This is a genomic window from Pseudomonas koreensis (assembly GCF_024169245.1).
GTDB classification, from domain to species: domain Bacteria; phylum Pseudomonadota; class Gammaproteobacteria; order Pseudomonadales; family Pseudomonadaceae; genus Aquipseudomonas; species Aquipseudomonas koreensis_F.
The window spans coordinates 1-13,218 of the sequence record NZ_JALJWP010000001.1; the positions used below are offsets into that span (position 1 = coordinate 1).

The following is a 13,218-nucleotide window of genomic DNA, read 5'->3' on the forward strand; positions in this document are numbered from 1 at the left end:
AAACATTCTTATTCCGATTAATTTTCATTTATTATTCAACAACTTAGGTTTGACACTTATAAATACCAAGCTCAAACTCCGCCTTATATACGGTTAATACAGGGCAGGACTCCGATCATGAAAGGCGACATTACAGTCATCCAGCATCTCAACAAGATCCTTGCCAATGAGCTGGTCGCGATCAATCAGTACTTCCTGCATGCGCGCATGTACGAAGATTGGGGTCTGAACAAGCTCGGCAAGCACGAATACAAAGAATCCATTGACGAGATGAAGCACGCGGACAAGCTGATCAAGCGCATCCTGTTTCTCGAAGGCCTGCCGAACGTGCAGGACCTGGGCAAACTGCACATCGGCGAACACACCCGCGAAATGCTTGAGTGCGACCTGCGCATCGAAAAGACCGGCCACGCCGATCTGAAAGCCGCCATTGCTCATTGCGAAACCGTTGGCGACTTTGGCAGCCGTGAACTGCTCGAAGACATCCTCGAGTCGGAAGAAGAACACATCGACTGGCTGGAAACCCAGCTCGGCCTGATCGACAAGATCGGTCTGGAAAACTATCTGCAGTCGCAGATGGGCGAAGAATGATCTGACATTCGCCGGATCCGAGACACTAAAAAGCCCCGCCCTCTTTGGAGGTGCGGGGCTTTTTATTGGCCGAAGATCAAAAGATCGCAGCCTCGTTTCACTCGACAGCTCCTACAGGAGACGCGAGTCAGGCTTCGGACTTGTTCGCCGCAGCCGCTTCAACTGCCGCCTTGATGGTGCTTTGCAGCGAACCGTCTGCAGCCATCTCGGTCATGATGTCGCTGCCGCCGACCAGCTCACCGCCGACCCACAGTTGCGGGAAAGTCGGCCAGTTGGCGTACTTTGGCAGGTTGGCGCGGATTTCCGGGTTCTGCAGGATGTCCACGTACGCGAACTTTTCACCACAGGCCATCACAGCCTGCGCAGCCTTTGCGGAGAAGCCGCACTGCGGGGCATTCGGCGAGCCTTTCATGTAAAGCAGAATGGTGTTGTTGGCAATCTGCTCTTTAATCGTTTCGATGATATCCATGGAGCACCTCGGCTGAACTTTCCGACTCAGAGGTCGGCACGGTGGCGCATTGTAGCGGAATCCCGAGCGCCATGCTCGGTCTCCCCGACAGACCTGCTCAAGCCGCCGCAACCGTCACCGGTACGCCGTTCAGCGCCGCATTGCCCGACAATTCGTCGAGCTGACATTCGTCGGTCAGGTCATTGGCGCTCGATCCCGGCTGGCCACTGGCGATCGCCATTTGCACGCCCGGGCGCGCATGGCCCCAACCGTGCGGCAGGCTGACCACACCTTTCATCATGTCGAGACTGGCGAGCACCTCCACTTCGATCTGCCCGACCCGCGAGCTCACCCGGACCCGTTGCCCGTCGGCCAGACCACGGCTGGCCAGATCATCCGGGTGCATCAGCAATTGATGCCGTGGCTTGCCCTTCACCAATCGATGAAAGTTGTGCATCCACGAGTTGTTACTGCGCACATGTCGACGGCCGATCATCAGCAATTCATCGGCAGCCGGCGCCTGCAACGCGGAAAAGCGTGCGAGGTCGGCGAGGATTTCTGGCGGTGCGGCCTGAATATGCTGATTCGGCGTTTTCAGGCGTGGCGCCAGATTCGGCTTGAGTGCGCCCAGATCAACGCCGTGCGGATGATCGAACAGCGTCGCCAGCGAAAGCTTGTGCCCGGACGCGTCACCGTAGCGGCCCATGCGCAGGCCCATGTCGATCATCTTCGCCGGCGGCATGGTCGGTTTCAGCTCTTTGCCGGTTTTCTCGGCGAACGCCTTTGCCAGCCCGACGAAGATCTCCCAGTCATGCAGCGCGCCCTCAGGCTTGGCGAGAATCGCGCGATTGAAGCGAGTGACGTTGCGCACCGCGAACAGATTGAAGGTGGTGTCGTAGTGATCGTTCTCCAGCGCCGAAGTCGACGGCAGGATCAGATCGGCGTAGCGCGTAGTTTCGTTGATGTACAGGTCGATGCTGAGCATGAAGTCGAGGCCGTCCAGCGCCTGCTCCAATTGCCGGCCGTTGGGCGTCGACAACACCGGGTTGCCGGCCACGGTGATCAACGCGCGGATCTGCCCTTCGCCTGCGGTGAGCATTTCTTCGGCCAGCGCCGACACCGGCAACTCGCCGCCGTATTCCGGCCGTCCGGAAACCCGGCTCTGCCACTTGTTGAAATGCCCGCCCGAGGTTGACGCCACCAGATCCACCGCGGGCTCGGTGCACAAGGCACCGCCAACGCGGTCGAGGTTGCCGGTGACCAGGTTGATCAGTTGCACCAGCCAATGACACAAGGTGCCGAAGGCCTGGGTCGAAACGCCCATGCGTCCATAGCAGACCGCACTCGGCGCGGCAGCGAAGTGGCGCGCCAGTTGACGGATCTGCTCGGCAGGCACCGCGCAGAGCGGGCTCATGGCCTCGGCGCTGAACGCCGCCACCGCGCTGCGAACCTCGTCCAGGCCATCGACCGGCAAATGGCTGTCGCGGGTCAGACCTTCGCTGAACAGCGTATTGAGCATGCCGAACAGCAACGCCGCATCGCCGCCCGGGCGGACGAATACATGCTGATCAGCTATCGCTGCGGTTTCGCTGCGCCGCGGATCGACCACCACCACTTTGCCACCGCGTGCCTGAATAGCCTTCAGGCGTTTCTCGACATCCGGCACGGTCATGATGCTGCCGTTGGAGGCCAGCGGGTTGCCGCCGAGGATCAACATGAAATCGGTGTGATCGATGTCCGGAATCGGCAACAGCAAACCGTGGCCGTACATCAGGTAGCTGCTGAGGTGATGTGGCAATTGATCGACCGAGGTTGCCGAATAGCGATTGCGTGTTTTCAGCAAACCGAGGAAGTAGTTGCTGTGGGTCATCAGGCCGTAGTTGTGCACGCTCGGATTGCCCTGATAGACCGCAACGGCGTTCTGGCCATGACGTTCCTGAATCGCCGCCAGTTTCTCGGCCACCAGAGCGAACGCCTCGTCCCATTCGATCGGCAGCCATTCGCTGCCGACCCGACGCATCGGCTGGCGGAGGCGATCCGGATCATTCTGGATATCTTGCAGGGCCACGGCTTTCGGGCAGATATGGCCACGACTGAAGGTATCGAGGGCATCGCCCTTGATCGAGGTGATTGCGACCTGACCATCGGTTTCTGTGGTTTCGATGGTCAGCCCGCAAATGGCTTCGCACAGGTGGCACGCACGGTGATGAAGAGTCTTGGTCATGGCCAGTCTCTGTCTTGTTCGGGAGCAGGCAATCACGCCCGCGGGAACAAAACTATGGCCCGTGCGCAGAGGCGGCGCCAGCGACGTTCGTCTTGTGAATCGACGGTTATCAGGACAGCCGATAAATCGCCGCGATCAGTTCGGCGGCAACTGCGGCGGTGCTGCCAGCTGGATTTCCTGGATGGTTTCAATCTGCTCGTGAGCGACGTGCACGCCGGTGAGTTCGCCGATCAAGCGCCAATGCTCATCGAGCCCGGCGCTGATGGTGGCCATGCGATCGATCATGTGCCGACCGGCGGATTTCACCACTTCGTCTTCACTGCGCAGCAACTCGAAAGACATCGAGGTGACCGAGGCGGTGAGATGGGTCAGAGAGCGAGCCGTGTGGCCCAGCAGTTCCATTAACAGTTTTTCTTTCGATTCCATGCGGAGGCTTCCTGCGTCGCTCGAAACTTATTTATAACCCAGCACTTTGCTTTAGCAAATGTTTCAGTCTGAACATCCGACCAAGCGAATCCATGGCGCAGCGTTCACAAACCGACCAGGACCGCTGCGTTGCCGTCGCGGCGCATTGCCAAGCGCGGCGGGGCCAGTGTACAAAGAGGCTCACCGCTGTACTGAATCCGGCGTCAAATTGCGTGATCGAAATGCTCGGTTCGCGCTCCGAATCCCGCTGAAAAAGTACCCTATTGGCATAACGCGACATTTAGTGTCAATATCGCGCCTTCCCCCCATTTTCGTCGCCCCGTGCGGCTTACGCCGCAGGTCTCGCCCGTTGTTCCGTTAAACAAGGCTTTGAGCATCTGCGGTCTGTAGCAAAAAGGTAGTCAATGATGAGCGCAAGGCACTTTCTCTCCCTGATGGATTGCACGCCCGAAGAGCTGGTCAGCGTGATCCGTCGAGGCGTTGAGCTCAAGGACCTGCGTAACCGCGGCGTACTGTTCGAGCCTCTGAAAAACCGCGTGCTGGGGATGATCTTCGAGAAATCCTCGACACGTACAAGGATCTCCTTCGAGGCCGGGATGATCCAGCTCGGCGGCCAGGCGATCTTCCTGTCCCCGCGCGACACCCAACTGGGCCGTGGCGAGCCGATCAGCGACTGCGCCATCGTCATGTCGAGCATGCTCGATGCGGTGATGATCCGCACCTTCGCCCACAGCACCCTGACCGAATTCGCCGCTAACTCGCGCGTGCCGGTGATCAACGGCCTGTCCGATGATCTGCACCCGTGCCAGTTGCTCGCTGACATGCAGACCTTTCTTGAGCACCGTGGCTCGATCCAGGGCAAGACCGTGGCCTGGATCGGTGACGGCAACAATATGTGCAACAGCTATATAGAAGCGGCGATCCAGTTCGACTTCCAGCTGCGCGTCGCCTGCCCGGAAGGTTACGAGCCGAACCCTGAGTTTGTCGCCAGGGCTAGTGATCGCGTAACCATCGTGCGTGATCCACAAGACGCCGTACGCGGCGCGCATCTGGTCAGCACCGACGTCTGGACTTCGATGGGTCAGGAAGAGGAAACTGCCAAGCGCCTCAAGCTGTTCGCGCCGTTCCAGGTCAACCGTGCCCTGCTCGACCTCGCTGCCGAGGACGTGCTGTTCATGCACTGCCTGCCGGCGCACCGTGGCGAAGAAATCAGTCTCGACCTGCTCGATGACCCGCGCTCCGTCGCCTGGGATCAGGCAGAAAACCGTCTCCACGCACAGAAGGCCCTGCTCGAGTTCCTCGTCGAACCGGCATATCACCACGCATGAGCCATGAATTACTGCTGAACCTGCGCAACCTCGCTTGCGGCTATCAAGATCAACGCGTGGTGCAGAACCTCAATCTGCACCTCAACGCCGGTGACATAGGGTGCCTGCTCGGCTCGTCCGGCTGCGGCAAGACCACCACCCTGCGCGCCATCGCCGGTTTCGAACCGGTGCATGAAGGCGAAATCACCCTCGGTGGCGAAACCCTCTCCAGCGCCGGTTTCACCCTGGCGCCGGAGAAACGTCGGATCGGCATGGTGTTTCAGGACTACGCGCTGTTCCCGCACCTGAGCGTGGCCGACAACATCGCCTTCGGCATTCGCAAGCACCCACACAAGACGCGCGTGGTCGAGGAACTGCTGGAACTGGTCAATCTGAAGAACCTCGGCAAGCGCTTCCCCCACGAGTTGTCCGGCGGCCAGCAACAGCGGGTCGCCCTCGCCCGCGCCCTGGCGCCGGAGCCGCAACTGCTGCTGCTCGACGAGCCGTTCTCCAACCTCGATGGCGAGTTGCGCCGCAAGCTCAGCCATGAGGTGAGGGACATTCTCAAGGCCCGTGGCACCAGCGCGATTCTGGTCACCCACGATCAGGAAGAGGCCTTCGCCGTCAGCGATCACGTTGGTGTATTCAAGGAAGGTCGGCTGGAACAGTGGGACACGCCCTACAACCTCTATCACGAACCGGCGACGCCATATGTCGCCAGTTTCATCGGTCAGGGTTACTTCATTCGCGGCCAGCTTATCAGCCCGGAATCGGTGCAGACCGAGCTGGGTGAACTGCGCGGCAATCGCGCTTACACCTGGCCGATCGGCGGTGCGGTGGATGTGCTGTTGCGTCCGGATGACATTGTCTATGCGCCGGACAGCGCATTGCAGGCGCAGATTGTCGGCAAGACGTTTTTGGGCGCGGCCACCCTGTACCGCCTGCAATTGCCGACCGGGGCGCAGCTGGAATCGATCTTCCCCAGCCATGCCGATCATCTGGTCGGCGCGCAGGTCGGGATTCGCGTAGCGGCGGATCACCTGGTGCTGTTCCAGGCGTCCGGCAGCACGGCGGCGCAGATTCCGGCGGTGGAAAACGGCGTCCGCCGATTCAGCACCAGCCTCTGATCGAACACCCTTCCCGTGTAGGAGCTGCCGAAGGCTGCGATCTTTTGATCTTGATCTTGAAAGTCAAAAGATCGCAGCCTTCGGCAGCTCCTACAGGAGGGATTGCGGTCAGCTCAGATGCAGGGTGCCGCTGGCCACCAGCGTCGCATTGCCGCCAATCTTCACCCGCTCACCCTCCAATCGACAGAACAACTCCCCGCCCCGCGCCGAGCGCTGGCACGCGGTCAGGTTCGACTTGCCCAAGCGCTTGGCCCAATACGGAATCAGGCTGCAATGCGTCGAACCGGTCACCGGGTCTTCATTGATGCCGATCGCCGGGGCGAAATAGCGCGAGACGAAGTCATGCTGATTGCCACGCGCAGTAACGATCGCGCCCAGCCACGGCAGTTTCGCCAGCGCGGCCATGTCCGGCTTGCAGTCGAGCACGGCTTGTTCCGACTCCAGCACCACGAACAATTCGTTGGAGCCGAGCACATCAACCGCCTCAACGCCGAGCGCCCGCTCGACATCCAGCGTCACGCCGATTTCCGAGGGGATGATCGTCGGGAAATCCAGCCACAAGCGGTCGCCCTCGCGGCTGACACTCAGCGCGCCAGACTTGCAGGTGAAGTCGATGCGCTCGGCACTTTCCTTATGGATTTCGAACAGCACAAACGCGCTGGCCAGGGTCGCGTGTCCGCACAACGGCACTTCAGTGGTCGGGGTAAACCAGCGGATATGCCAGGCCTGGCCTTCGCGAACGAGAAATGCGGTTTCCGCCAGGTTGTGTTCGGCGGCAATTTTCTGCATCAAGTCATCGGCCAGCCAGCTGTCGAGCCGATAGACCATCGCCGGGTTGCCACTGAACGGCCGATCGCTGAAAGCGTCGACCTGATGAAACGCAAGCTGCATGATTTTCTCCCTGAATTGGTCGATCGAGCATGCAACGGCGGCCCGGATCAGTGCCAGTGACAGAAGCGCAATTTTTTCTTCATACAGCTGGCGCGCATTTTAAGCCCGGCCGATATCGGCGAACTGCGCCTGGGTGTGCTCGGCCAGCACCGCCGGTGCCAATTCCACTTCCAGTCCTCGCCGCCCGGCACTCACATAAATAGTCGCGAACCCCTGAGCGGAATTATCGATGAAGGTACGCAGGCGTTTCTTCTGCCCGAGCGGGCTGATGCCGCCCAACAGGTAGCCAGTGGAACGTTGCGCAGCAGCCGGATCGGCCATTTCGGCTTTTTTCACTCCGGCGGCGTGCGCCAGCCCTTTGAGGTCGAGCGTTCCGACGACCGGCACCACAGCCACCAGCAATTCACCTTTTTCACTGGCGGCCAGCAGGGTTTTGAACACCTGCGCCGGTTCGAGTCCGAGCTTCTCCGCTGCCTCCAGCCCGTAGGACGCGGCCTTCGGATCATGTTCGAAACTGTGCACGCGATGTTCGGCACGAACTTTTTTCAACAAGTCCAACGCTGGGGTCATGGCAGCTCCGGGTTCGGCAATCTCAGAAAAAACCTGCGGCCGATTCTAGGTCATCAATCGGCAAAAGGCTCTAGCGCCGCCCGCGATTCCCGCGGCTCGGCGGCATATTCAGTCAACCACCTGCGCTGATCATTCACACAGCGAATAGTTTTATTGTGACCGGCGGTTCACTTTCGACCTTTGACAGGTTTGTTTCTTGTCTATATTTTTTCGAATCTGAATAATGTAAGAATTATGGTCAACGCAGTACCCAGCAGTAACCCGGGAACCGAATGGGGATTCCAACCCGGTGAAGATCGCGCCCTGCTCCGTTGGCAAGGCGCCACACAAGAAAAAGAACCGAGGTTTTCAATGACAGCTGCTTTACCGCAACCTTCGCTTTCCGGCCAATGCATGGCCGAGTTTCTCGGCACGGCCCTTTTGATCTTCTTCGGCACCGGATGTGTCGCCGCGCTCAAAGTCGCGGGCGCCAGCTTCGGCCTGTGGGAGATCAGCATCATCTGGGGCGTCGGCGTGAGCATGGCGATCTACCTCACCGCCGGGGTATCCGGCGCGCACCTGAACCCGGCCGTGAGCATTGCTCTGGCGATCTTCGCCGACTTCGAAAAGCGCAAACTGCCGTTCTACATCCTCGCGCAAATTGCCGGCGCCTTCTGCGGCGCGCTGCTGGTCTACACGCTCTACAGCAACCTGTTCTTCGATTACGAACAAACCCACCAGATGGTGCGTGGTTCGGCCGCCAGCCTGGAACTGGCGTCGGTGTTCTCGACTTACCCGAACCCGGTGCTGTCGACGGCTCAGGCATTTCTGGTCGAGATGATCATCACCGCGATCCTGATGGGCGTGATCATGGCCCTGACCGATGACAACAACGGTCTGCCAAGAGGCCCGATGGCACCGCTGCTGATCGGTTTGCTGATTGCCGTGATCGGCAGTGCGATGGGCCCGCTGACCGGTTTCGCGATGAACCCGGCGCGTGACTTCGGTCCGAAACTGATGACTTTCTTTACCGGTTGGGGTGAAATTTCCTTCACCGGTGGACGTGACATTCCGTATTTCCTGATTCCGATTTTTGCACCGATTGTCGGTGCCTGCCTCGGCGCTGCCGGGTATCGCGGGCTCATCGCCCGTCACCTGACCGGCGTCACACCTGCTACAAAGGATGCAGAACCGGCCATTGACGGCAAACCAAGAACTTCTTGAAACAGTCGGCGCCGGCTCCTGCCCATCCGAGCCTGCGCCATGGCCCACTCTCGTTTTTTTCGTCCAAGGCAATCGACATGACCGACATTCAGAACAAGAACTACATCATTGCCCTTGATCAGGGTACGACCAGCTCCCGCGCGATCATTTTCGACCGCGACGCGAACGTGGTCTGCACCGCGCAGCGCGAATTCGTTCAGCACTATCCGCAGGCCGGTTGGGTCGAGCACGACCCGATGGAAATCTTCGCCACCCAGAGCGCAGTGATGGTTGAGGCACTGGCCCAGGCCGGCCTGCACCACGACCAGGTGGCCGCGATCGGTATCACCAACCAGCGTGAGACCACCGTAGTCTGGGACAAGACCACCGGCCGCCCGGTGTACAACGCGATCGTCTGGCAGTGCCGCCGCAGCACCGAGATCTGCCAGCAGCTCAAGCGCGACGGCCACGAAGACTACATCCGCGACACCACTGGCCTGGTCACCGACCCGTACTTCTCCGGCACCAAACTCAAGTGGATCCTCGACAACGTCGAAGGCAGCCGCGAGCGTGCACGCAACGGCGAACTGCTGTTCGGCACCGTCGATAGCTGGCTGATCTGGAAATTCACCGGCGGCAAGGTGCACGTCACCGACTACACCAACGCCTCGCGCACCATGCTTTTCAACATCCACTCGCTGGAGTGGGATTCGAAGATGCTGGAGATTCTCGACATCCCGCGCGAGATGCTCCCGGAAGTCAAAGCCTCTTCGGAAATCTACGGTCGCACCAAGAGCGGCATCGCCATCGGCGGTATTGCCGGCGACCAGCAAGCGGCGCTGTTCGGGCAGATGTGCGTCGAGCCGGGCCAGGCGAAAAACACCTACGGCACTGGCTGCTTCCTGCTGATGAACACCGGCGACAAAGCGGTGAAATCCCAGCACGGCATGCTCACCACTATCGCCTGCGGCCCGCGCGGCGAAGTCGCTTACGCTCTGGAAGGTGCGGTGTTCAACGGCGGCTCCACCGTGCAGTGGCTGCGCGACGAATTGAAAATCGTCAACGACGCCCACGACACAGAATACTTCGCCAACAAGGTCAAGGATAGCAACGGCGTCTATCTGGTGCCGGCGTTCACCGGTCTCGGCGCACCGTACTGGGACCCGTATGCCCGGGGCGCGTTGTTCGGCCTGACGCGCGGCGTGCGTGTCGATCACATCATCCGCGCCGCGCTGGAATCGATCGCCTACCAGACCCGCGATGTACTCGACGCCATGCAACAGGACTCCGGCGAACGCCTCAAGGCCCTGCGCGTGGACGGCGGCGCGGTGGCGAACAACTTCCTCATGCAGTTCCAGGCCGACATCCTCGGCACCCAGGTCGAACGCCCGCAAATGCGCGAAACCACTGCACTGGGCGCGGCGTATCTGGCCGGTCTGGCCTGCGGTTTCTGGGGCAGCCTGGAAGAACTGCGCGGCAAGGCAGTGATTGAGCGCGAGTTCGAACCGAGCCTCGACGAAGCCGCAAAAGAGAAACTGTACAAAGGCTGGAAAAAAGCCGTCAGCCGCACCCGTGACTGGGCGCGCGAGGACGCTGAATAAGCCAACGTGCAGTTCCAGAAGGGTATCAAACTGGTAGGGAGCAGATTCCTGCGGCATCATGGGCAAATTTTGCTTGGCAGCCCAAAGGAAGCCCCATGAATCTGCCTCCCCGTCAGCAGCAAATCCTCGAGCTGGTCCGCGAACGCGGCTATGTGAGCATCGAGGAAATGGCCACGCTGTTCGTTGTCACCCCGCAAACCATCCGCCGCGACATCAATCAGCTCGCGGAAGCCAATCTGCTGCGTCGCTACCACGGTGGCGCCGCTTACGATTCCAGTGTCGAAAACACCGCGTATGCGATGCGTGCCGATCAGATGCGCGATGAAAAGCAACGTATCGGTGAAGCCATTGCCGCGCAGATCCCCGATCACGCCTCGCTGTTCATCAATATCGGTACGACCACCGAATCGATCGCTCGCGCCCTGCTCAATCACAGTCACCTGAAGATCATCACCAACAACCTGCATGTCGCCTCGATGCTCAGCGCCAAGGATGATTTCGATGTGCTGCTGACCGGCGGTAACGTGCGGCGTGACGGCGGTGTGGTCGGTCAGGCGAGCGTGGACTTCATCAACCAATTTAAGGTCGATTTCGCCCTGGTCGGCATCAGCGGGATCGATGAGGACGGCAGCCTGCTCGACTTCGATTATCAGGAAGTGCGGGTGAGCCAGGCGATCATTGCCAACGCGCGGCAGGTGATCCTGGCGGCGGACTCGAGCAAGTTCGGGCGCAATGCAATGATTAGACTAGGGCCGATCAGCCTGATCGATTGCCTGGTCACCGATCAGCAACCGGTGCCGGCGCTGGCGCAGTTGCTGAGCCAGCACAAGATTCGCCTGGAAGTCGTCTAGTTGCTTGTTCCCACGCTCCGCGTGGGAATGCAGCCCGGGACGCTCTGCGTCCCACTCCAAAAGCCGACGCAGAGCGTCGATGGATGCATTCCCACGCGGAGCATGGGAACGATCGGTTACAGCCTCCGCGCTTTTGCGCGCATTTAATGTTCGAATATTTTCCTTTCTCTGCCCTTCGATGAGTTTTTTCAATCGAACGTGACTGGCTGTGCGCGTCTTTATGGGCTACCATTTTCGCAAATGAACATTAATGTTCGATTTCCAAGACATAAAACCAAAAGAACCGAGGCCAGCCGATGTCCACCTCTACCTTGCGTACGCCCCTTCTCTCCGAGATCTATGACGTTGCCGTGATCGGCGGCGGGATCAATGGCGTGGGGATCGCAGCGGATGCCGCCGGTCGCGGTCTTTCGGTGTTCCTTTGCGAAAAAGATGACCTGGCCAGCCACACCTCGTCGGCCAGCAGCAAGCTGATCCACGGGGGCTTGCGCTATCTCGAACATTACGAATTCCGTCTGGTGCGCGAAGCACTGGCCGAGCGCGAAGTGCTGCTGGCCAAGGCGCCGCACATCGTCAAACCGATGCGTTTCGTCCTGCCGCACCGTCCGCACCTGCGCCCGGCATGGATGATCCGTGCCGGCCTGTTCCTTTACGACAACCTCGGCAAGCGCGAAAAGTTGCCAGGTTCGAAAAGTCTGAAGTTTGGCGCCGACAGCGCGCTGAAAAGCGAAATCAGGAAAGGCTTCGAATACTCCGACTGCTGGGTTGATGACGCCCGCCTCGTCGTATTGAACGCCATGGCTGCGCGTGAGAAAGGCGCCCACGTACACACCCAGACCCGCTGTGTCAGTGCCCGACGCACCAAGGGCCTGTGGCATCTGCATCTGGAGCGCGCCGACGGCAGCCTGTTTTCGATCACCGCAAAAGCGCTGGTGAATGCCGCCGGCCCGTGGGTTGCCAAATTCATCCGCGACGACCTGAAGATGGAGTCGCCGTACGGCATCCGTTTGATTCAGGGCAGCCACGTCATCGTGCCGAAACTGTACGAAGGCGAGCACGCGCACATTCTGCAAAACGAAGATCAGCGTATCGTCTTCACCATTCCGTACCTGAACCACTTCACCCTGATCGGCACCACCGACCGCGAATACACCGGCGACCCGGCGAAAGTGGCGATCACCGAAAGCGAAACCGATTACCTGCTGAAAGTGGTCAACGCCCACTTCAAGAAGCAAGTCAGCCGCGAAGACATCCTGCACAGCTACTCGGGTGTACGTCCGCTGTGCAACGACGAATCCGACAACCCGTCCGCCGTCACCCGCGATTACACCCTGGCGCTGTCGGGCAACGCTGAAGAAGCGCCGCTGCTGTCGGTGTTCGGCGGCAAGCTGACTACGTATCGCAAACTCGCCGAGTCGGCGATGGCGCAGTTGATGCCGTTCTTCACCCAGATGCGCCCGAGCTGGACCGCCACCGCCACGCTACCCGGCGGCGAAGACATGACCACGCCAGAGGCCCTGAGCGCGCGGATTCGCGACAAGTTCGATTTCGTCCCGACGGAAATCGCCCGGCGCTGGGCCGTCACTTACGGCAGCCGCACCTGGCGCATGCTTGAAGGCGTGGAAACGCTGGCCGACATGGGTGAGCACATCGGCGGCGGTCTCTACACCCGTGAAGTCGATTACCTGTGCAGCGAAGAGTGGGCGACCACGGCGCATGACATTCTGTGGCGCCGTACCAAGCTTGGGTTGTTCACCACACCGGACGAGCAGCAGAAGCTGGCGACGTATCTGGGCAAGGTCGAGCAGAACCGGAAGATCGAGGCGGCTTGATCTTCGCCCCATCGCTTGAACGAAAGCCCCTGAATTGTGAGATTCAGGGGCTTTTTGTTGTGCCCGCAAGATCCACCCCCCCTCACCCCAGCCCTCTCCCCCCAAGGGGGCGAGGGGGAAAGGGAGCAGATTGGGGAAATTCTCAAGTCCGGCGCTCGCGGGAAGGAG

12 protein-coding genes are annotated in these 13,218 nt (G+C 60.0%); 7 read left to right on the forward strand and 5 right to left on the reverse strand.

Annotated elements, in window-relative coordinates:
- Positions 1-117: 117 nt before the first annotated feature.
- A complete protein-coding gene (gene bfr, locus J2Y90_RS00005; RefSeq protein ID WP_042607368.1) occupies positions 118-591 on the forward strand; it encodes a bacterioferritin in 474 nt (157 codons plus the stop codon).
- A 127-nt stretch (positions 592-718) separates the two neighbouring features.
- Here the strand turns inward: bfr and grxD are convergent, their stop codons facing one another.
- The 3 genes from grxD to J2Y90_RS00020 form a co-directional block, all read right to left on the reverse strand.
- On the reverse strand, positions 719-1,060 hold the full coding sequence (gene grxD, locus J2Y90_RS00010) for a Grx4 family monothiol glutaredoxin (RefSeq protein WP_016773402.1): 342 nt from the start codon (positions 1,058-1,060) through the stop codon (positions 719-721).
- Positions 1,061-1,157: 97 nt separating this feature from the next.
- Entirely contained in the window at positions 1,158-3,263 is a 2,106-nt protein-coding gene (locus tag J2Y90_RS00015; RefSeq protein ID WP_253495493.1) for a molybdopterin oxidoreductase family protein, read from the reverse strand.
- A 135-nt stretch (positions 3,264-3,398) separates the two neighbouring features.
- Positions 3,399-3,689 carry a hypothetical protein gene (locus J2Y90_RS00020; RefSeq protein ID WP_253495496.1) on the reverse strand — a complete coding sequence of 97 codons (291 nt, stop codon included), beginning with the start codon at positions 3,687-3,689 and terminating at the stop codon, positions 3,399-3,401.
- 407 nt (positions 3,690-4,096) lie between these two features.
- Here J2Y90_RS00020 and argF point away from each other — a divergent pair, with 407 nt between their 5' ends.
- Both argF and J2Y90_RS00030 read left to right on the forward strand, forming a co-directional pair.
- Positions 4,097-5,017 (forward strand): ornithine carbamoyltransferase, encoded by a 921-nt coding sequence (gene argF / locus J2Y90_RS00025; RefSeq protein WP_253495499.1) that lies wholly within the window; start codon positions 4,097-4,099, stop codon positions 5,015-5,017.
- On the forward strand, positions 5,014-6,123 hold the full coding sequence (locus tag J2Y90_RS00030; RefSeq protein WP_253495502.1) for an ABC transporter ATP-binding protein: 1,110 nt from the start codon (positions 5,014-5,016) through the stop codon (positions 6,121-6,123). The genes argF and J2Y90_RS00030 overlap by 4 nt, the downstream gene beginning before the upstream one ends.
- 108 nt (positions 6,124-6,231) lie before the next feature.
- Here J2Y90_RS00030 and J2Y90_RS00035 read toward each other — a convergent pair whose 3' ends face one another.
- Positions 6,232-7,014 carry a PhzF family phenazine biosynthesis protein gene (locus J2Y90_RS00035; protein WP_253495506.1) on the reverse strand — a complete coding sequence of 261 codons (783 nt, stop codon included), beginning with the start codon at positions 7,012-7,014 and terminating at the stop codon, positions 6,232-6,234.
- 99 nt (positions 7,015-7,113) lie between these two features.
- Entirely contained in the window at positions 7,114-7,584 is a 471-nt protein-coding gene (gene ybaK / locus J2Y90_RS00040) for a Cys-tRNA(Pro) deacylase (RefSeq protein ID WP_253495509.1), read from the reverse strand.
- Between the two features lie 351 nt (positions 7,585-7,935).
- Here ybaK and J2Y90_RS00045 point away from each other — a divergent pair, with 351 nt between their 5' ends.
- The 4 genes from J2Y90_RS00045 to glpD all read left to right on the forward strand — a co-directional run bounded on the left by J2Y90_RS00045 (position 7,936) and on the right by glpD (position 13,050).
- The gene (locus J2Y90_RS00045) at positions 7,936-8,787 is read left to right on the forward strand and encodes an MIP/aquaporin family protein (RefSeq protein ID WP_253495512.1); all 852 of its coding nucleotides are present in this window, start codon (positions 7,936-7,938) and stop codon (positions 8,785-8,787) included.
- A 77-nt stretch (positions 8,788-8,864) separates the two neighbouring features.
- Complete coding sequence (glpK, locus tag J2Y90_RS00050) at positions 8,865-10,367, forward strand: glycerol kinase GlpK (RefSeq protein ID WP_126366033.1); 1,503 nt, start codon at positions 8,865-8,867, stop codon at positions 10,365-10,367.
- A gap of 95 nt (positions 10,368-10,462) precedes the next feature.
- The gene (locus J2Y90_RS00055) at positions 10,463-11,218 is read left to right on the forward strand and encodes a DeoR/GlpR family transcriptional regulator (protein WP_007953179.1); all 756 of its coding nucleotides are present in this window, start codon (positions 10,463-10,465) and stop codon (positions 11,216-11,218) included.
- A gap of 296 nt (positions 11,219-11,514) precedes the next feature.
- Positions 11,515-13,050: a glycerol-3-phosphate dehydrogenase gene (glpD, locus tag J2Y90_RS00060; protein WP_253495515.1), complete on the forward strand. Its 1,536-nt coding sequence runs from the start codon at positions 11,515-11,517 to the stop codon at positions 13,048-13,050.
- Positions 13,051-13,218: the final 168 nt, after the last annotated feature.